General features: G+C 67.6%; 17 protein-coding genes and 1 pseudogene. 6 read left to right on the top strand and 12 right to left on the bottom strand.

Annotated features, from left to right (window positions below):
• Positions 1-96 precede the first annotated feature (96 nt).
• Positions 97-378 (top strand): type II toxin-antitoxin system TacA family antitoxin, encoded by a 282-nt coding sequence (locus OA56_RS06755; RefSeq protein ID WP_055423720.1) that lies wholly within the window; start codon positions 97-99, stop codon positions 376-378.
• Complete coding sequence (locus OA56_RS06750; protein ID WP_055423721.1) at positions 375-908, top strand: GNAT family N-acetyltransferase; 534 nt, start codon at positions 375-377, stop codon at positions 906-908. Before OA56_RS06755 ends, OA56_RS06750 begins: the two co-directional genes overlap by 4 nt.
• On the opposite strand, the pseudogene OA56_RS06745 reads toward OA56_RS06750, so the two are convergent.
• The 8 genes and pseudogenes from OA56_RS06745 to amrB all read right to left on the bottom strand — a co-directional run.
• A pseudogene (locus OA56_RS06745) lies at positions 837-1290 on the bottom strand (transposase); the annotation flags it as partial. The gene OA56_RS06750 and the pseudogene OA56_RS06745 sit on opposite strands and share 72 nt — an antisense overlap.
• A gap of 27 nt (positions 1291-1317) precedes the next feature.
• On the bottom strand, positions 1318-2139 hold the full coding sequence (gene serB / locus OA56_RS06740; protein ID WP_461584220.1) for a phosphoserine phosphatase SerB: 822 nt from the start codon (positions 2137-2139) through the stop codon (positions 1318-1320).
• Entirely contained in the window at positions 2139-3212 is a 1074-nt protein-coding gene (locus OA56_RS06735) for a 3-deoxy-7-phosphoheptulonate synthase (protein WP_055423723.1), read from the bottom strand. The genes serB and OA56_RS06735 overlap by 1 nt, the downstream gene beginning before the upstream one ends.
• A gap of 28 nt (positions 3213-3240) precedes the next feature.
• Positions 3241-6705 carry a transcription-repair coupling factor gene (gene mfd, locus OA56_RS06730; RefSeq protein WP_461584218.1) on the bottom strand — a complete coding sequence of 1155 codons (3465 nt, stop codon included), beginning with the start codon at positions 6703-6705 and terminating at the stop codon, positions 3241-3243.
• 40 nt (positions 6706-6745) lie between these two features.
• Positions 6746-7477, bottom strand: a complete 732-nt coding sequence (locus OA56_RS06725) for a hypothetical protein (RefSeq protein WP_461584216.1) — start codon at positions 7475-7477, stop codon at positions 6746-6748.
• Positions 7478-7489: 12 nt separating this feature from the next.
• A complete protein-coding gene (amrS, locus tag OA56_RS06720; RefSeq protein WP_055423726.1) occupies positions 7490-8563 on the bottom strand; it encodes an AmmeMemoRadiSam system radical SAM enzyme in 1074 nt (357 codons plus the stop codon).
• Complete coding sequence (amrA, locus tag OA56_RS06715) at positions 8560-9150, bottom strand: AmmeMemoRadiSam system protein A (RefSeq protein WP_461584214.1); 591 nt, start codon at positions 9148-9150, stop codon at positions 8560-8562. The genes amrS and amrA overlap by 4 nt, the downstream gene beginning before the upstream one ends.
• Entirely contained in the window at positions 9128-9955 is an 828-nt protein-coding gene (gene amrB / locus OA56_RS06710) for an AmmeMemoRadiSam system protein B (protein ID WP_141055868.1), read from the bottom strand. Before amrB ends, amrA begins: the two co-directional genes overlap by 23 nt.
• Before the next feature lie 117 nt (positions 9956-10072).
• Between amrB and ispD the strand changes: the two genes are divergently transcribed.
• From ispD to thpR, 3 genes are read left to right on the top strand one after another with little or no spacing between them, the layout of a single operon-like run.
• Positions 10073-10768 carry a 2-C-methyl-D-erythritol 4-phosphate cytidylyltransferase gene (gene ispD, locus OA56_RS06705; RefSeq protein WP_461584223.1) on the top strand — a complete coding sequence of 232 codons (696 nt, stop codon included), beginning with the start codon at positions 10073-10075 and terminating at the stop codon, positions 10766-10768.
• Entirely contained in the window at positions 10765-11250 is a 486-nt protein-coding gene (ispF, locus tag OA56_RS06700) for a 2-C-methyl-D-erythritol 2,4-cyclodiphosphate synthase (RefSeq protein ID WP_055423729.1), read from the top strand. The genes ispD and ispF overlap by 4 nt, the downstream gene beginning before the upstream one ends.
• Positions 11243-11797 (top strand): RNA 2',3'-cyclic phosphodiesterase, encoded by a 555-nt coding sequence (gene thpR / locus OA56_RS06695; protein WP_461584211.1) that lies wholly within the window; start codon positions 11243-11245, stop codon positions 11795-11797. Before ispF ends, thpR begins: the two co-directional genes overlap by 8 nt.
• A gap of 16 nt (positions 11798-11813) precedes the next feature.
• Here the strand turns inward: thpR and OA56_RS06690 are convergent, their stop codons facing one another.
• From OA56_RS06690 to OA56_RS06680, 3 genes are read right to left on the bottom strand one after another with little or no spacing between them, the layout of a single operon-like run.
• Positions 11814-12263: a host attachment protein gene (locus OA56_RS06690; RefSeq protein WP_461584209.1), complete on the bottom strand. Its 450-nt coding sequence runs from the start codon at positions 12261-12263 to the stop codon at positions 11814-11816.
• Positions 12264-12316: 53 nt separating this feature from the next.
• Positions 12317-13096 carry a M90 family metallopeptidase gene (locus tag OA56_RS06685; RefSeq protein WP_461584207.1) on the bottom strand — a complete coding sequence of 260 codons (780 nt, stop codon included), beginning with the start codon at positions 13094-13096 and terminating at the stop codon, positions 12317-12319.
• A 2-nt stretch (positions 13097-13098) separates the two neighbouring features.
• Positions 13099-14034 (bottom strand): DMT family transporter, encoded by a 936-nt coding sequence (locus OA56_RS06680; protein ID WP_461584205.1) that lies wholly within the window; start codon positions 14032-14034, stop codon positions 13099-13101.
• Between the two features lie 46 nt (positions 14035-14080).
• Between OA56_RS06680 and OA56_RS06675 the strand changes: the two genes are divergently transcribed.
• Positions 14081-16267: a RelA/SpoT family protein gene (locus tag OA56_RS06675; RefSeq protein ID WP_461584203.1), complete on the top strand. Its 2187-nt coding sequence runs from the start codon at positions 14081-14083 to the stop codon at positions 16265-16267.
• A gap of 9 nt (positions 16268-16276) precedes the next feature.
• On the opposite strand, the gene ppk1 is transcribed toward OA56_RS06675, so the two are convergent.
• Positions 16277-18364, bottom strand: coding sequence for a polyphosphate kinase 1 (gene ppk1, locus OA56_RS06670; RefSeq protein ID WP_461584201.1), 2088 nt, complete (start codon positions 18362-18364; stop codon positions 16277-16279).
• Positions 18365-18399: the final 35 nt, after the last annotated feature.

Below are 18399 nucleotides of genomic sequence, written 5' to 3'. Positions count from 1 at the left end.
AAGTCCGGACAGTTTATTTGTTCGCTACACCATCGAAAAATCCCCCTTGATCTGTACGGCAATCTGACGTACAATTGGTCTTAGGAGGACAAAACCATGGCCCACACCGCTGCGACCGCCCGTCTCGAAGCAAGAATCAGCCCCGAGCTGCATTCGATGCTCAAACGCGCTGCCGAGCTTCAAGGGCGCACCCTGACCGATTTCGTCGTGTCCGCCGTGCAGGACGCAGCGCAACGTGCCATCGAGCAAGCCACGGTGATCCGCCTGTCGCTGGCCGATCAGGAATGCTTTGCGCAAGCGCTGCTCTCCCCGCCGGAACCGACCCCTGCGTTGAAACGCGCCTTTGCTCGCCGTAGCGCGCTCCTGCGCACCGAATGAGCCGAGCCCCCTTCCTGCTCGTGCCACTCGATGCAGTGCATGATCGTGCCTCGTTCGACTGCGGTTCGGAGCCGCTGAATCGCTATTTACGGGAACACGCCACCCAGGACATGCGCCGCCGCGTGGCCGCCTGCTTCGTGGTCCTGGCTGAGGGGCCGCGCATCGCGGGCTATTACACCTTGGCCGCAGCCAGCCTGCTGCTGGCCGATCTTCCGCCCAGCATAGGCAAGAAGCTGCCGCGTTATCCCAGCGTGCCCGCCGTTCGCCTGGGGCGCTTGGCCGTCGATCGGGCATTCAAAGGCCAAGGCCTGGGCAGCGCTTTGCTGGCTGATGCGCTCGCGCGTGCCGCTCGCTCAGAAATTGCCGCCTTCGCCCTGATGGTCGACGCCAAGGACGAGGCGGCCGCGGCTTTCTATCGGCATCATGGCTTCATCGCCTTGCCCGACTCGCCGCTGACCCTATTTTTGCCGCTGGCAACCGTAATTGGCCAGAGCAAAGAGGGTGAACAGCTGGGCAGTGTTCTTGGCTAAGCCCCAATAGCATCGCTTGCGTCAAAGGGAGCATATCAATTTTACTTCGTTGATCGAGGCAAAACTGTGTCAGTTTTCAATCGGTGTTGCCAGCCTTGCGCACGCTGCGCTTCAGGGCGATGTGCCAGCGTACGGGAACCTCCAGGTTCTCCGCCCGCTTCTCCACCCCCTGGTAGCCGGCATCGCCAAAGACGTCCGTCTCGTCCCCATGCAGCAGCGCCTGGGCTTGTGTGACGTCGCCGGCATTGGCCGCGGTGCCGATCAGCGTGTGGGTGAGCCCCGAGGCGGCATCCACACCGATGTGCGCCTTCATGCCGAAGTGCCATTGATTGCCCTTCTTCGTCTGATGCATCTCGGGGTCGCGCTTGCCCGAGTCGTTCTTGAAGAGGGGGAATAAATCAGCGTTTCCCTAGGGCAACAGCTCGAGCACGGCATCCAGCCCCTGCGCCATGCTGACGACGTTGACGTGGGGTAGGATGCGCGGCTTGGGTCGCCAGGCAAGGCGCGTGCCGGCGAGGGCGAGCATGGCGAGGTCGTTGGCTCCGTCGCCGGCGGCGAGGATCTCGCGCCGCGCCGCACCCAGGCGCTGGGCGGCGGTGCGCAGGATGCCGGCTTTGGCGGCGGCGTCGATCACGGGCCCGACGAGCCGTCCGGTGAGGAGGCCGTCTTTCGCTTCGAGCACGTTGGCGTGGGCTTCGTCGAAACCGAGTTCGCGTGCGAGCCGCTCGGTGAAGAAGGTGAAGCCGCCGGAGACGAGCACGCAGTGGCAGCCGTTCTCCTTGAGCGCCGCCACCAGCCGGGCCGCGCCGGGGTTGAGCCGCACCCGTTCGCGGTAGAGTTCTTCCAGCCGCGCCACCGGGATGCCGGCCAGCAGCGCCACGCGGGCATTGAGCGCTTCGCGGAAGTCGAGCTCGCCCTGCATGGCCGCTTCGGTGATGCGGGCGACTTCGGGTTTGAGGCCGGCCAGATCGGCGATTTCGTCGATGCACTCGATGGCGATGAGCGTCGAGTCCATGTCGGTGACGAAGAGCCGCAATGCCCGCCAGCTTGGGGGGATGTCTTGGTCGAGCCAGGCCCAGTCGGCGCCGATCGCGCAGAGTTCGCGGTCGAGCTCGGCGGTGCGCGCTGGCAGGGCGAGTTCGAGGAAGGGGCCTCGCTCGCTCACCGCCAAGCGATGCCGCGCCAGCCACTCGTGCGCTGCCGGGGTGGCGAGCAGGCGCAGATGCGGCATCAGCGCCCTCGCTGGGGCAGCACCTCGCGCAGCACCGCATGCGCCGAACGCAGGATGGCGGCGGTGGTGTCCCAGTCGATGCACGGGTCGGTGATCGAGCAGCCGTACTTGAGCTGCGAGGGCGGCGCGGGGAAGGGCTGGTTGCCGGCTTCGAGGAAGCTCTCGAGCATCACGCCGACGATGGAGGTGTTGCCCTCGCGGATCTGGTGTACCACGTCCTTGAGCACCAGCGGCTGGAATTCGGGTTTCTTCCAGGAGTTGGCGTGCGAGCAGTCGACGACGAGGTTCACCGGCAGCCCCGCCTTGGCGAGCGCCTGCTCGGCGAGCGAGACCGAGACCGAGTCGTAGTTGGGGCGTCCGCCGCCGCCGCGCAGCACGAGGTGGCCGTGGCGGTTGCCGCGGGTGCGCACGATGGCGGTGCGGCCTTCTTCGTCGATGCCGAGGAAAGCGTGCGGGCGCGAGGCCGAGACGATGGCATTGACGGCCACTTCCAGGCTGCCGTCGGTGGCATTCTTGAATCCGACCGGGGTGGACAGGCCCGAGGCCATCTCGCGGTGCGTCTGCGATTCGACCGTGCGTGCGCCGATCGCCGTCCACGAGATGAGATCGCCGTAGTACTGCGGCGCGATGGGATCGAGCGCCTCGGTGGCCGCCGGCAGCCCCAGCTCATTGACGGAGAGCAGGAACTCGCGGGCGCGCGCCATGCCCACGTCGATGCGGAAGCTGTCGTCGAGGAAGGGGTCGTTGATGTAGCCTTTCCAGCCGGTGGCGGTGCGCGGTTTCTCGAAGTAGACGCGCATCACCAGCACCAGGGTCTCGGAGATTTCCTGGGCGAGGGCGGCGAGCCGCTTGGCGTAGTCGAGGCCGGCGACGGGATCGTGGATGGAGCAGGGGCCGACGACGACGAAGAGCCGCGGATCGCGCCGCTCGAGGATGTCGACGAGGGTTTGGCGCGCCTGCGCGACCGTGGTCGCGGTGCGCTCGCTCAGCGGGTGCTGCGCCTTGATCTCGGCCGGCGAGGGCATGGGATCGAAGCGCTCGATGTTGGTGTTTTCCAGCAGCGGGTTGCTCATGGGTTCGGGAGTCCTGCCAAAAGGGGAATTATACGGTTTCGGCGGCTTGAGGGGAGAGCACACGCGCGACGAGTTCGCGCACCGCGCGCACGCGGGATTCCACGTCGGGGCAAGGGCGCGTCTGCACCAGCCGATCGGGTCCGGCCATCTTGACGCTGCGGTCGCGCTGGATGAGCGCGACCACCTTGGCCGGATCGATGGGGGCATCGGACGAGAACTGCACGCTGAGGCTCTTCTCGCTCGCGTCGACCTTGGCCACGCCGCAGGGGGCAAGCGCGATCCGCAGGCGGTGGGTGGCCACGAGCGTACGCGTCTGCGGCGGCAGCGGGCCGAAGCGGTCGACGAGCTCTTCGGTGAGTTCCTGCAGCGCTGCATCGCTGTCGGCGTCGGCGAGCCGCTTGTAGAGCTCGAGCCGCACGCTCACGTCCGGGCAGTAGTCGTCGGGTAGCAGCGCTGGCGCGTGCAGGTTGATTTCGGCCACGGTGCGGAAGGGGCGGGTGAGATCGCCCGGCTCCTGCCCGCTCTTGAGCCGACGCACGGCTTCTTCCAGCATGCGGCTGTAGAGGGAGAAGCCCACGCGCTGGATTTCGCCCGATTGTTCTTCCCCCAGCACTTCGCCCGCGCCGCGGATCTCCAGGTCGTGCATGGCCAGATAAAAGCCCGAGCCGAGATCTTCGAGCTGGGCGATGGCTTCGAGCCGCTTCTGCGCCTGGGCGCTGGGTTTGACGTGCGGGTCGGTGAGGAGGTAGGCGTAGGCTTGATGGTGGCTGCGTCCGACCCGTCCGCGTAATTGGTGCAGCTGGGCGAGCCCGAAGCGGTCGGCGCGGTCGATCAGGATGGTGTTGGCCGTGGGGATGTCGATGCCGGTCTCGATGATGGTGGTGCACAGCAGCAGATTCGCGCGCTGGTGCGTGAAGTCGCGCATGACGCGCTCGAGCTCGCGCTCGGACATCTGTCCGTGGCCCACCACGATGCGCGCCATGGGCAGCAGTCGCTCGAGCTCTTCGCGCACGTTCTCGATCGTGCGCACCTCGTTATGGACGAAATAGACCTGCCCGCCGCGCTTGAATTCGCGCAGCACCGCCTCGCGGATGAGCCCTTCCGAGCGGGGTGCGACGAAGGTCTTCACCGCGAGGCGCTTTTGCGGCGCGGTGGCGATGACGGAGAAGTCGCGCAGCCCCTCGAGCGCCATGCCCAAGGTGCGCGGGATGGGCGTGGCGGTGAGGGTGAGGACGTCGACTTCCTGGCGCAGCCGCTTCATCGCTTCTTTCTGCCGCACGCCGAAGCGGTGCTCTTCGTCGATGATCACCAGCCCCAGCCGGGCGAAGCGCACGTCGGGCTGCAGCAGCCGGTGCGTGCCGATGGCGATGTCGATGCGCCCTTCGGCCAGTCCCGCCAACGCCTCTTTCTGCTCCTTGGCCGAGCGCAGGCGCGAGAGTTCGACGAGGCGCACCGGCCAGTCGGCGAAGCGGTCGGAGAAGGTCTGGAAGTGCTGCTCGGCAAGCAAGGTGGTGGGGGTGAGGATCACCACCTGTTTGCCGCTCGCCACGGCGGCAAAGGCGGCGCGCAGCGCCACCTCGGTCTTGCCGAAACCGACGTCGCCGCACACGAGCCGATCCATGGGTTTGCCCGAGCGCATGTCGGCGAGCACGGCGTCGATGGCCGCCTGCTGGTCCGGCGTGGTCTCGAAAGGGAATCCGGCGCAGAAGGCTTCGTAGTCGCGCTCGTCGAACCCGAAGGCGAAGCCGGGACGGGCGGCGCGCTGGGCGTAGAGCGCGAGCAGCTCGGCGGCGGTGTCTCGCGCCTGTTCGGCGGCCTTGCGTTTGGCTTTTTCCCACTGGCCGGAGCCGAGGCGGTGCAGCTCGACGTGCTCGGGGTCGGCGCCGAGATAACGCGACACGAGGTGTAGCTGGGCCACGGGCACGTAGAGTTTGTCCCCGCCGGCGTATTCGAGCTGGAGGAATTCGCCCTCGTCTGCCCCCAAAGGCATGCGCACGAGCCCCAGGTAGCGGCCGATGCCGTGCTCTTCGTGCACCACGGGCGCCCCGGGCGTGAGCTCGGCGAGGTCCTTGATCCAGCCTTCCGGGCTGACGGCCTTGCTCGCGGCGCGCCGGCTGCGGGCCTTGGCGCCGCCGGCGAAGAGTTCTCCTTCGGCATAGACGAGGAGCCGTGCGGCCGGAAGGGAAAACCCGCGCTCGAGCGGCCCGACGGTGAGCGCGAGGGGCGATTCTCCGGCAAGGAAGGCTTCCCAATGTTCGACGAGCGCCGGCTCCAGTTCCGCCTCGCGCAGGCGCTCGAGCAGCGTCTCGCGCCGTCCCGGCGTCTGGGCGACCAGGAGCACCCGCTCGCCTGCCGCAGTGGCGGTGTGCACGGCGTCTTGCAGCGCCGCAAGGGGCTTGGGTGCGCGCGCATCGATCGCCGCCGGCGGTGGGGTTCGGGCCTCTTCGGCTTCGTCGCCTTCGCCGCGCAGCTCGAAGCGCGGCACTGCTTTCAAGGCGGTGTAAAACGCTTCGGCGTCGAGAAAGAGGGAAGACGGCGGCAGGATGGGGCGGCTGCGATCCCCGCCCAGCAGGCGATGGCGCGCTTCCAGCTCCTGCCAGAAGGCGTCGATCGCCGCCGGGCAGTCGCCGTGGAGCAGCCAGGTCGCTTCGGCCCCTACGTAGTCGAAGAGGGTGGCCGTCTCGTCGAAGAAAAGCGGCAGGTAGTATTCGATGCCAGCCGGCCACACGCCCTGGCTGACGTCCTTGTAGAGGGCGACGCGGCTCGGGTCCCCCTCGAACGTCTCGCGGAAACGTTGGCGGAAGGTGGTGCGGCCGCCCTCGTCGGTGGGAAATTCGCGCGCCGGCAGGAGTTCGATCTCGGGCACGGGGTAGAGCGTGCGCTGGGAGTCGGGGTCGAAGGTCTTGATGCGCTCGATCTCCTCGTCGAAGAGCTCGATGCGGTAGGGGAGCGACGCGCCCATGGGGAAGAGATCGACGATGCCGCCGCGCACGGAGAATTCACCCGGACGCAGTACCTGGGCTACCGGCTCGTAGCCGGCCAGTGCCAGCTGGCGGCGCAGTCCTTCGAGTTCGAGCGCCGCGCCCTGCTTGAGCGAGAAGGTGTGCGCGGCGATGAAGGCAGGCGGCGGCAGGCGCCCGAGCGCCGTGGCCGCGGCGACGAAGACGAGATCGAGCGTGCCCCGCGTGAGGGCGTAGAGGGTGGCGATGCGCTCGGAGACGAGGTCCTGGTGCGGCGAGAAAGGGTCGTAGGGCAGCGTCTCCCAGTCGGGGAAGAGCCGCGTGCGCAGCTGCGGCGCGAAAAACCGCACTTCTTCGGCAAGGCGTTGCGCGTCCAGGGGCGAGGCGGTCACCACCACCAGCGGCCGGCGCCGGCTCGCGAGTTCGGCGACGAGGAGCGCATCGGCGCTGCCGGCAAGAGGGGGGAAACGGAAGGTCTGACCGGCTTGCGGCCAGCGCAGCCGCTCGAGCACGGGAAGGAGGGTTCGGGTCATTCGGGGATCAGGGGCAAAGGGTCTGGCCGAAAGGGGGATTCTAACCCGCCGCTGCCGCCAGGGACGAGGGCGTGGTCGGCAGATGGCGTTCGAACCACTCGCAGGTGAGCGCGATCGCCTCCGGCCAGGGCCCTGCGGGCGTCGGAGGAGGCAGGTGTTCCCAGCGTTTCTCGGCACCGATGTGCGGCCATGCAGCGAGGTTCGGTTTGTCGTCGGTGGCGGAAGACGTCAGGAGCTGGATCGGGACGGTCAGCGCGAGGAGCGGACCGGCGCCTGCCAGATCGATCCGTCCTTCTAGACAGGAGAGGGCGTAAAAAGTTTGGGTTTCGCGCGCCGCGAGCCGGATCAGCGCCGCGGCGGCGGTGCGCCAGCCGACGGCGGCCAGAGGAAGGGTACCGCGAAACGGTTGATGTTCCAGCCATTCGAGCACGGTGGCGGCGCGCTCGCCGAGGTCGTTGACGTGCCAGGCGAGCTCTTCGGCGTCGGTGTGCTCCTCGGGCGTGAGTAGGGATGCCGTCAGGGTGCCGAAGCCCCGTGCGGTGAGCGCTTGCGCAAGAGCTTGGTTCTGGAGCGCTTCTTGGTGGGTCTCGAGGAGGAGGACGAAGGCGCGCGTCTGCCCCGGCAGGGCAAACGAGACGTCGAGCCAGTGCCGCTCATCGACCTTGAGTCGGATCGCCTGCACGCAGGAGGCCCATGGAATGTACTCTTCCCGCACCGGAAGGTCCGGGGGGCGGGGCGGCGTTTCTTCGGTAGGGTGTGAGAGCGAAGACATGATCCGCTTCCTTCATCCGGCTCCCAGCACGATGGGGATGCGCCGGTTGCCGAAGTGCCCCGGTGCGGCGGCAAAGCGCCCCTCGATCTCCCGGCCGCAGGCGGGACAGTGCCCCTCGGGCGTGAGCGCATAGCGGGTGATGAGGTAGCCGTCGCGCTCGATGAGCGGCGTGCCGCAGTCGGGGCAGTAGGTCGTCGCACCCTCGCGATCACGGACGTTGCCGGTATAGACATAGGCGAGCCCCTCTTCGCGGGCGATGGCCCGTGCCCGCACCAGGGTCTGCGGCGGAGTGGGCGGACGGTCGAGCATCTTGAAGGCGGGGAAGAAGGCGGTGAAGTGCAGCGGCACGGTGGTTTTGAGCTCGTCGCGTACCCAGCGCGACAAGGCCCGGATTTCGCTTTCGCTGTCGTTGAGGCCGGGGATGAGGAGCGTGGTGATCTCCACCCACACGTTGGTGTGGTGCACCAGGTAGCGCAGGGTATCGAGCACCGGCTGGAGTTTGCCGCCACAGTAGCGGAAATAGAATTCCTCGGTAAAGCCTTTGAGGTCGACGTTGGCCGCATCCATCGCGCCGAAGAATTCCTCCCGTGCGCCGGGTTCGATGTAGCCGTTGGTCACGGCCACCGTATAGAGCCGATGCTTGCGGGCGAGTTCGGCGCAGTCGATGGCGTATTCGGCAAAGATGATCGGATCGTTGTAGGTGAAGGCGAGCCCCTGGGCGCCGTAGGCGAGCGCCGCGGCCACGATGGCTTCGGGCGTGCCGGCGTCGTCGAGGGTGGCGTCGAGCTCCTTGGCGGCCGAGATCGACCAGTTCTGGCAGTATTTGCAGGCGAGGTTGCAGCCGGCCGTGCCGAAGGAGAGCACCGCCGTGCCGGGGTAGAAGTGGTTGAGCGGCTTCTTCTCGATGGGATCGATGCAAAAGCCGCTCGATCGGCCGTAGGTGGTGAGCACCATCTTGCCGCCGAGGTTGGCGCGCACGAGGCAGGCGCCATGCTGCCCCTCGCGCAGCTTGCAGCGGCGCGGGCACAGGACGCACTCGAGGCGCCCGTCGGGCAGGCGCCGGTAGTAGCGGGCGGGGGCGTTCATCGTATGGCTCCGGCGGGCAAGGGTTCTTTCCATTTGGCCACGGTGTAGCGCGCGGCCATGAGGTTGCGCGCGGGGCGGCGCGGGTCGAGCCCCGCCTTGAGTTTGAGGGCGGCGAGAAAGTGATGCGGATCGGGAATCTCTTCCCACACCTGGGGCAGGAAGGTGGCGGCATTGCAGCCGGAGAAGACCATCAGGCCGTCGATGCCGGGGCGAAGCTGCGCCAGCAGCTCTTCCTCGTCGCGGAATTCGAGGAATTCGAGCGGCGAGAGCAGCGACACCTCGATGCGGATGAGCGGCAGCTCGTCGGGTGTGACGGGAGGAAAGCGAGGATCGCGCGTGGCGGCGGCGATGGCATTCTCGGCGATGTCCTGGCGCAGCGGCCGCTGGGCGCGCACCGAGCCGATGCAGCCGCGCAGCTCTCCTTCTTCGGTGAGCGTGACGAAGGTGGCACCGGGTTCGTCGAGCCGCGGATCTTCCGGCCGGGGTAGGCGGCGGCCGGTGAGATGCTCGGTGATGGCGGCGCGGGCGTGGGCGAGCAACACCTGTCCAAGCCGCTCGTCGACCTCAATGGATGGCTTCGGCTCCATGGCGAATCTCCTCGGTGAAGGCGATGCTGGTGTAGCCGACGACCCGGTCCCGGTCGCCAAAGGTGTCGCCGCTGTTGCAATAGGCGATGAAATGGGGCTGGAGCCGGCGATGCCGGGCGGCGAGCAGCAGTCCGTCGATGGCGATGGCTCCACAGGCATCGTCCGGTGCGATCGTCGCGTCGCCCTGCAGGATGCGCTCGATCGTGGCCTGGTCGAGGGCGCGGGCTTCTTCGTAAGGGTGGTAGTGCGAGAGATCGGAGCTCACCACGATGAGCGTCTCCGGCCCGCCCCACAGGGCTTCCATCACCCGGGCGACGTGGGTGGACTCCGTCCAGCCGACGACGAAGGGAACCAGCGTGAAACTGGGTAAAATGCTCTGCAGAAAGGGGAGCTGCACTTCCAGGCTGTGCTCGAGCTCGTGGGCCCGGTCCGACACTTCCACCTGGGGCAGCTTCAGGGCTTCGTTCCATGCGTCCATGTCGACAGGGACGTCGCCCAGTGGCGTGCGAAAGGCGCTTGCCTGCGGTAGCGCCAATCCGAGCAGGGGAACGCGATGCGCCGGGCCGAAGAGCACGACGCGCCGGATGCGCGCGGCGAATGGGGTGAGCTGGTTGTAGCCGCTGGCGGCGATGATTCCGGAATAATCGTAGCCGGCGTGGGGCACGATCAGGGCTTTGGGTTGCGCCGGCAGCGAAGGGGGAGCGGCGCGGGCGAAGCTCGCGGCGAGATGGGCCTGCAGGCTGCGCGCCGAAGCAGGGTAGAAGAGCCCGCTCACGGCGGGGGGACGGATGGTTCGTGCAGCCATGATGTGCGGTCCTGCGTGGTACGGCAAGGAAACGGGTGTCCGGGCAAACGGTCTCGTTACGAGTTCATTATAGTGCGCGCGGCAGCGGAGGTTGAACCAAATGCAAGGGGAAGAACGATCGTGCGCGTGACGGCCATCGTGCCTGCGGCCGGGGTGGGGCGGCGCAGCGGTTTGGCTTTGCCCAAACAATACGCTGAACTCGCCGGGCGACCGCTGCTGTGGCACACGCTCGCGCGCTTGGCCGAACCGGCGTGGATCGGGCGGGTGCTCGTGGCGCTGGCCGTCGACGACACTCATTGGCGCCGTCACGACTGGTCGGATTTGGGGCCCAAGGTCGAGCCGCTCTTCTGCGGCGGGCCCACGCGCAGTGCAACCGTGGGCAATGCCTTGCGCGTGCTCGCCGCCCGCGGCGCCCGGCCCGACGACTGGGTGCTGGTGCACGATGCCGCGCGCCCTTGTCTGCGCGGGGAATACCTGACCCAGCTGGCCGAGGTGCTCGGACACGACGAGGTGGGCGGTCTTCTTGCATTGCCGGTCGCCGATACCGTCAAGCGTGCCGACATCCGCGGCCGTGTCGCGGCGACCGTGCCGCGCGAAGGGCTGTGGCTCGCCCAGACGCCGCAAATGTTCCGTTTCGCCGTGCTGCGCACCGCGCTCGAGCGCCACCCCGAAGTGACGGATGAAGCCAGCGCGGTGGAGGCGGCGGGCTTGGCGCCCAAACTGGTGGAGGGCGATCCGCTGAACCTGAAAGTGACGCGGCCGGGCGATCTGGCGCTCGCCGCGGCGATCCTGAGGCTACAGGAGGAAGCATGATCCGGGTGGGGCTGGGGTTCGACGTGCACGCTCTGGTGCCGGGAAGACGCTGCGTGATCGGCGGGGTGGAGATCGCGCACGCCGAAGGCTTGCTGGGGCATTCGGACGCCGACGTATTGCTGCACGCGATCACCGACGCGGTGCTCGGCGCTGCGGGACTGGGCGACATCGGTTCATGGTTTCCCGACAGCGACGAACGCCACGCTGGCGCCGACAGCCGGGCGCTGCTCGCGCAGGCCTGGGCGGCGGTGCGGGCGGCGGGATGGCGTCTGGGGAACCTCGACGCGGTGGTGATCTGCCGTCGACCGCGCATCGCTCCCTACGTGCCGCAGATGAAGGCGACGATCGCCGGCTTGCTCGACGCCCCGCCGGCCGCGATCCAGGTGAAGGGCAAGACCACCGAGCGGCTCGGCTTCACCGGCCGCGGCGAAGGGGTGGCGGCGCAGGCGGTGGTGCTGCTCGAAAGGGACGGCGGTGGTTGAACGAAGCGGCGACCGGACCAAGGTTCGGCTCTTCTACGCGCTGTGGCCGCCGCGAGCGTGGGCGCAGGCGTGGCACGAGGCGGCGCGACGCTGGGCGCGAGGGCGAATCGCAGTGAAAGTCGTTCCGCCCGAACGCCTGCATCTCACGCTCATTTTTCTCGGGGACGTGCCGTGCGAACGCCTGGGTGCCTTTCTCGCGCTGGGCGCGGCGATGGGCGCTCCGCCGGACGAACCGCTCGTGCTCGACCGCTTCGAGTGTTGGGGCGGACCGAGGGTGGCGTGCTTGAGCGGCCCGCCGCCGCAAGGCGCATGGGCGCGTTTCATCGAGCGTCTGGCCCAGGAAGCGCGCGCTTTGGGCGCAAAAGTGGAGCATCGGCCGTTTCGCCCGCACGTGACGCTCGCGCGAAAAGTAAGCCCCGAGGCGTTCGATGCCTCGGGGCTTGGCCTGCCATTGCCGCTGACCTGGCCCGCCGCGGGGTTTCGCCTCATCCGCTCCGAATCGGGACCGAAGGGGCTGCGCTACCTGACGGCGGGCGAATTTTCCTGAACCGGATCGACGCGGCTCATGCGGGCGGCAGCAGCGCCTCGGCCGCCTTCTCGGCGATGGTCTTGTCGTCGGCCTTGGTGTAATCCTTCTCTACGTCGCGCACCAGGATCTTGCGCGTGGGTTCGTCGAGATGCTCCTTGACGAGCGCCAGGAAAGGCGCGGGGCCCATCAGCACGATCTGCTCGAGCGCATGCTCGACGCGCGCTTCGCGCAAGCGGCGTGCCACTTCGATGGCGAAACGTTCGGCCTCGTACTTCTTGGGTGGAACGGGTGGCTCGCCGGTGTGCGGTGCCTTGTCACCACCCGTGCCCGGGAACGGCAGGTTGTCGGAGATCAGTTCCCGGGTGGGCAGGCGGCTTTCCGGGTGTTCCCGGGTCTCGACCAGCTGCACCCCGGACTTGAAGCCGAGGAATTCGTAGAACTTGGCCACGCTCGCATTGGCAACCAATACCCAGGTTTTTTTCATGGTCCAGCTCCTTTTATGATATTTGAATTGAAATTCGATTCCTGCCCTTTAGATTAGGCGGTTTTGCAGGAAAAGTCCACCATGGGGCCAGGCCGAAGGGCATAGACCTCGGCTAGCGCCTCGAAGAGCGCCGGATCCCAGGCAGCGAGCGCCGCCGGTTCGGTAAAGAAAGTCTCCGTCGCCACCGGGAAGAATTCCTCCGGCCCTTCTTCGGCGTAAGGGTCGAGAGGGGGAGACTTTCCGGTATCGAGCTCGTCTTGCAGTCGCTGCAGCGCGGTTTCCATCACGCTTTCCCAGCGGGCGCGCGGCAGGGAGGGCGGCAGAGGCGGCACGCCGTCGAGCGCCCCGTCGGCAAGGTCCAGGCGGTGGGCGAATTCGTGCAGCACCACCTGCACCCCTTCTTCCTCGTCCGTGCCCCAACTCACGATGATCGGGCCACCGTCCCAGGTCTCGCCGTAGAGTTCGTCGTCGAATTCATGCACCAGCCCGATCTCGTCGGCAAAGCGGCGGCGCACGCGAAAGGGCTCGGGATAGACGATGACGCCGACGAAGTCATCGTAGATGCCCAAGCCCGTGCGGTGCGCCACCAGCGCCGCCTGCCAGGCGATGTTGCCGGCGAGCGCGTCGGTGATGGGCAGCCCGTGCGCCCCGTAGAAGGTCTTGGTGGCGAGAAAGCGCGCGGCGAGCCGCCGCACCCGTTCGCGCGCCGCAGGAGGGATGTTTGCTGAATAGGGAATGGTGCGTTCGACCGTCTCCCAGAACGCCGCATCGGGCCCCGGGCGCTCCCTCCGGGCGCGCCAGAGGCGGCGCAAGGCATCGATCCAGGCGGGCATGGCTAAGCCCTTTTGTGCCGGCCCTGCGGCAAGCGCGGCCGCGCCGTGGCGAGCAGGATTCCGGCAAGGATGGCGACGATGCCCACGGCGTGGTACCACGCCGGGCGCTCGCCAAGGAAGACGAAAGCGAAGAGCGGCGTGAGCGCCGGCATCAGGTGCAGGAAGAGGCTGCCGACGCCGGGGCCGACCACCGCCACGCCGGCGTTGTAGCACACCATGCCGAGGAAGCCCGGAAAGATGCCGACGTAGACGATGGCGAGCAGCGAGTCGGCGTGCCAGCGTAGCGGCGGGCCGTCGCGCCATTCCCACAGGCCGAAGGGCAGCAGCACGAGGATGCCGACGGCGATGAACACCGCCAGCTGAGCCATGGGGTCGATGCCGGCCGGCCGGCGGTGCAGCGCCACGGTATAGATGCCCCACACCGCCACGGCGCCCAGCATCCACAGGTCGCCGCGGTTGAAAGACAACGAGGCGAGCACCTGCCAGCGTCCCTGGGCGACGATGGCGAGCACCCCGGCAAGCGACACCGCCACGCCCAGAACCTGCCGGCGCGTGAGGCGGTGTCCGAGCACGGCGGCGGCGAGCAGCATGGTCGCCACCGGCGTGAAGGAATTGAGCATCGCCGCGTTGGTGGCGCTCGTGTGCCGTAGCGCCAGGTAGGCGAATGTGTTATAACATCCCACCCCCAGCACTCCCAGCAGCGCCAGGATCGCCCAATGCCGGCGCACCGCCGCCCATTGCCGCCGCAGCGGCGGCAGCGCCCAGGGCAGGGTCAGAAGAAAAGCGACGATCCAACGCCCGAGTGCGAGCGTCACCGGGGGAACCTCGTCGCGGATCGCTCGTCCGACGATCATGTTGCTCGACCAGAAGGCCACGGCCAGGGTGAGCAAGAGATAGGGGTGGGAAGCGGCGAAAGAGGGCGCGGGACGCTCGCGCATCGAAAGCTCCTGGCTCACGGATCGAAGGATAGTTTCGCACGAAACCATGGTCGCCACTCAACTGACACTTGCCGCCAAGGCCCCCGATCTCGCGCTCGCGGCCCTCACCGAGGGTTTGTCCGTCGAACAGGCCGAGGCGGTGCGCGAGGCTCACGAATTCGCCCGGCGCGAATTTGCCGATCTGCGCCTGTCTACCGGCGAGCCGGTGTTCGATCACGCGATGGCGGTGGCGCTGATTGCCGCCGAGCTGCGGCTCGACCCGGCCTCGCGCATCGCGGGGCTGCTCTATGCCGTGCCGGTACGGGCGCCGGAGCATTTCGAATGGGTCACCTCGCGCTTCGATGCCGACGTGCCGCGGCTGCTGCGCGGTCTGCAGCGCCTCGAAGGCTTGCGCGTTCCGATCGGAATGGACGACACAGCCCAGACCGAGACCTTGCGCAAGATGCTGCTCGCGCTGGTCGAAGACATCCGCGTGGTGCTGCTGCGTCTGGCCTCGCGCCTGCAGACCCTGCGCTGGTTTGCCAGCGAGGGCGGAGAGACCGCGGCACGGGTCGACTATGCCCGCGAGAGCCTGGCGCTCTACGCGCCGCTCGCCAATCGCCTCGGCGTGGGGCAGATCAAGTGGGAGATCGAGGACCTCTCATTCCGCTTTCTCGAACCCGAGACCTACAAGCGCATCGCCCGCCTGCTCGACGAGCGCCGGCTCGAGCGTGAAGCGTTCGTCGCCCGCGTGGTGCAGCGGCTCTCGGCCGAAGTGGCGGCGCTCGGTATCGCCGGTGCCGAAGTCTATGGTCGGGCCAAGCACATCTACAGCATCTGGAACAAGATGCGCAAGAAAGGGCTCGATTTTTCGCAGGTGTATGACGTGCGCGCCGTGCGGGTGCTGGTGCCGGCGGTAGCCGACTGCTACGCGGTCTTGAGCCGCGTGCATGAGCTGTGGCCGCCGATTGCCGGGGAATTCGACGACTACATCGCCCGACCCAAACCGAACGGCTATCGCTCGCTGCACACCGCCGTGCGCGCCGAAGACGGCCGACCGCTCGAAGTCCAGGTGCGCACCTTCGAGATGCACCGCCATGCGGAGTTCGGCGTGGCGGCGCACTGGCGCTACAAGGAAGGGGCGGACAAGACCTCGCCCTACGACCAGAAGATCGCCCTCTTGCGCTCGCTGCTTGCCTGGCGCGACGAGGTGGTCGACAGCAGCGAATGGGCCGACCGGGTGCGCCATGCGGTGCACGACGATACCATTTTCGTGCTCACCCCCACGGGGCGCGTCGTCGATCTCCCGCAGGGGGCCACGCCGGTCGATTTCGCCTACCGCATCCACACCGACGTCGGCCACCGCTGCCGCGGCGCGCGCGTCGACGGCCAGCTCGTGCCGCTCGACACCCCTCTGCGCTCGGGGCAGACGGTGGAAGTGGTCACCGCCAAGGAAGGCGGCCCTTCGCGCGACTGGCTCAATCCGGCGCTGGGCTACGTCAAGACGAAGACGGCACGCGCCAAGATCCGTGCCTGGTTCGCCCAGCAGCAGGAGGCGGAGCTCCTTGCCCGCGGCCGTTCGCTGGTGGAGCGGGAGCTGCAGCGCGAGGGGCACACCCGCACCAATCTGGAGAAACTCGCCGAGCGCCTCGGCTTCAAATCGCCCGAGGCCCTCTACCGTGCCACCGCCCGCGGTGAGATCGGTCCGCGCGCCATCGTGCAGGCGCTACAGCCAGCCGCAGCCGAAGCTCCGGTCGGGCCGGTCACGGTGCCGCTGCACGCGCCGTCGGCCCGCGCTGGCGGGGCGATCCTCGTGGGGGGGCAGAGCGGCCTTCTGACCACGCTCGCGCGCTGCTGCCACCCCATGCCGCCCGACGAGATCGTCGGTTTCGTCACGCGGGGCAGGGGGGTGACGATCCACCGCGCCGACTGCCGGGATCTTCTCGAGCTGAGCCTGCGCCATCCCGAACGGCTCGTGACCGCCCAATGGAACGAGGCCGCCGCCGGCACCGGTCCGCGTCGCGCCTATCCGGTCGAGATCCAGATCGAGGCGCACGACCGCCAGGGGCTGCTGCGCGACGTGAGCGAGGTGTTTACGGTGCAGCGGCTCAACGTCACGGCCGTGCAGACCTTGACCACGCAGCACCGTGCCCGGATGAACTTCACCGTGGAGGCGCCGGATGCCGAGCGGCTCGCGGCCGCGATCGCGGCGCTGCGCGCGGTGCCCGATGTGGTAGAAGTGCGTCGACGCTGACCGGCGGCGTCACACGGGCTTCGCCAGCTCCTGCAGCAGGATTTCCTGCGCCGCCCGGCGCTGCCGTCGGGCGTGCTTGAGGCGATAGCGCCCGTCGACGTCCAGTTCCCAGGCTTGGGCGTTGTCGAGGAGATAGATGCGCAGCCCCTCCTTGATGACGCGGCGCTTGAGCCTTGGATCGAGCACCGGCACCGCTGCTTCGACGCGACGGAAAAAATTGCGCTCCATCCAGTCGGCGCTCGACAGATACACCTTCTGCTCGCCGTCGGCATGGAAATAGAAGATGCGGTGGTGTTCGAGGAAACGCCCGACGATGGAGCGCACGCGGATGCGCTCGGAGAGCCCCGCTACGCCGGGGCGCAGCGCACACGCGCCGCGCACGATGAGATCGATTTCCACCCCTGCCTGGGAAGCCTCGTAGAGCGCTTCGATCACCTCCGGCTCGAGGAGCGCGTTCATCTTGGCGATGATGCGCCCCTTGCGCCCGGCGCGGGCGGCTTCGGCTTCGGCGCGGATGTGCGCGAGCACGTTCTCGTGCAGGGTGAAGGGTGCCTGCCACAGGTGATGCAGCTCGCCCGGCTTGCCCAGGCCGGTGATCGAATCGAAGATCTCGGAGACGTCCTGTCCGATGGTCTCGTCGGCCGTCATCAGGCCGAAATCGGTGTACGAGCGGCTCGTGCGAGGATGGTAGTTTCCGGTTCCAAGATGGCAGTAGCGCCGCAGCCTGCCTTCTTCGCGGCGCACGATCATCAAGAGCTTGGCGTGCGTCTTGAAGCCGAAGATGCCGTAGACCACGTGCGCGCCGGCATCGTGCAGGCGGCTGGCCCACTGGATGTTGGCTTCCTCGTCGAAGCGCGCCATCAGCTCCAGCACCACCGTCACTTCCTTGCCCCGCTGCGCGGCGCGGATGAGGTGCTCCATCAGCACCGAGTCGGTGCCGGTGCGATACACCGTCATCTTGATGGCCATTACGTTGGGGTCGTCGGCCGCCACCTTGAGGAAGTTGATCACCGGCTCGAAACTCTCGTAGGGGTGGTGCAGTAGCACGTCCTGGCGGCGCAGCACGCGGAAGATGTCCTGCGGTCGCGAGAGCTCGCGCGGGATGCGCGGTTGAAAGGAGCGATACTTCAGATCCGGCCGGTCGACCAGGTCGGGAATGGACATGAGGCGCACGAGGTTGACGATGCCGGGCACACGGTAGAGGTCCTTGGGCGTGAGGTGGAAATGCTCCAGCAGGAATTGCGCCATCTGCTCGGAACAATTCTCCGCCACCTCCAGCCGCACTGCGTCGCCGAAGTGACGGTGCTGCAGCTCTTCCTTGAGCGTGTCGCGCAGGTCTTTGATTTCTTCCTCGTCGAGGAAGAGGTCGGAGTTGCGGGTGACGCGGAACTGGTAGCAGCCTTTGATCTCCATGCCGTGAAAGAGCAGATGCACGTGCTCGTGGATCACCGCCGAGAGAAAGACGAAGGTGTAGGGGTGCTCGCTCACCTCTTTGGGCAGACGGATGACGCGCGGCAGCGCCCGCGGCGCCTGCACGATGGCGCGCCCCGAGGCACGCCCGAAGGCGTCGGTGCCCTCGAGCTCGATGGCGAAGTTCAGGCTCTTGTTGAGCACCCGGGGGAAGGGGTGTGCCGGGTCGAGCCCGATCGGCGTGAGCAGCGGCTGCACCTGGCTGCGAAAATACTCCTCGATCCAGCGACGCTGCGCCTCGTTCCACTCCGCACGGCGCAGGAAGACGATGCCTTCCTGGGCGAGTGCGGGCAGGATTTCCTGGTTGAGCAAGGCGTATTGCCGCGCCACGATGCCATGGACCTCGGCGCTGATCTGCTCGAGCAGCTCTTCGAGCGGGATGCCGTCGATGCCGGGGCGGGTCACCCCCTGGCGACGCTGCTCCTTCAAGCCGGCGACACGGATCTCGAAGAATTCGTCGAGGTTGCTCGAGACGATGCACAGAAAGCGCAGACGCTCGAGCAGCGGCACCGTTGGCTCGGCGGCATTGGCCAGCACCCGGCGCTGGAACTGCAGCAGCGACAGGTCGCGGTTGAAGAAGTGTTCCGCGGGATAGGTCTTTGGGGGACGCTCGATGGATACGGGCATGCGTTGCTGCTCTCAAAAACGTACGCAAAAGTGCG

It is taken from the genome of Tepidiphilus sp. HLB4 (genome assembly GCF_054823945.1).
The sequence above is the reverse complement of the archived record's forward strand: the minus strand, read 5'-3'. Positions and strand labels throughout refer to the sequence as shown.

Coding starts and splice junctions, on each gene's coding strand:
- OA56_RS06690 (WP_461584209.1), bottom strand. CDS start 12,263: ATGAAAAAAACCTGGGTATTGGTTGCCAATGCGAGCGTGGCCAAGTTC.
- OA56_RS06755 (WP_055423720.1), top strand. CDS start 97: ATGGCCCACACCGCTGCGACCGCCCGTCTCGAAGCAAGAATCAGCCCC.
- OA56_RS06725 (WP_461584216.1), bottom strand. CDS start 7,477: ATGTCTTCGCTCTCACACCCTACCGAAGAAACGCCGCCCCGCCCCCCG.
- ispF (WP_055423729.1), top strand. CDS start 10,765: ATGATCCGGGTGGGGCTGGGGTTCGACGTGCACGCTCTGGTGCCGGGA.
- amrA (WP_461584214.1), bottom strand. CDS start 9,150: ATGGAGCCGAAGCCATCCATTGAGGTCGACGAGCGGCTTGGACAGGTG.
- ppk1 (WP_461584201.1), bottom strand. CDS start 18,364: ATGCCCGTATCCATCGAGCGTCCCCCAAAGACCTATCCCGCGGAACAC.
- OA56_RS06675 (WP_461584203.1), top strand. CDS start 14,081: ATGGTCGCCACTCAACTGACACTTGCCGCCAAGGCCCCCGATCTCGCG.
- OA56_RS06750 (WP_055423721.1), top strand. CDS start 375: ATGAGCCGAGCCCCCTTCCTGCTCGTGCCACTCGATGCAGTGCATGAT.
- OA56_RS06735 (WP_055423723.1), bottom strand. CDS start 3,212: ATGAGCAACCCGCTGCTGGAAAACACCAACATCGAGCGCTTCGATCCC.
- OA56_RS06685 (WP_461584207.1), bottom strand. CDS start 13,096: ATGCCCGCCTGGATCGATGCCTTGCGCCGCCTCTGGCGCGCCCGGAGG.
- amrS (WP_055423726.1), bottom strand. CDS start 8,563: ATGAACGCCCCCGCCCGCTACTACCGGCGCCTGCCCGACGGGCGCCTC.
- serB (WP_461584220.1), bottom strand. CDS start 2,139: ATGCCGCATCTGCGCCTGCTCGCCACCCCGGCAGCGCACGAGTGGCTG.
- amrB (WP_141055868.1), bottom strand. CDS start 9,955: ATGGCTGCACGAACCATCCGTCCCCCCGCCGTGAGCGGGCTCTTCTAC.
- OA56_RS06680 (WP_461584205.1), bottom strand. CDS start 14,034: ATGCGCGAGCGTCCCGCGCCCTCTTTCGCCGCTTCCCACCCCTATCTC.
- mfd (WP_461584218.1), bottom strand. CDS start 6,705: ATGACCCGAACCCTCCTTCCCGTGCTCGAGCGGCTGCGCTGGCCGCAA.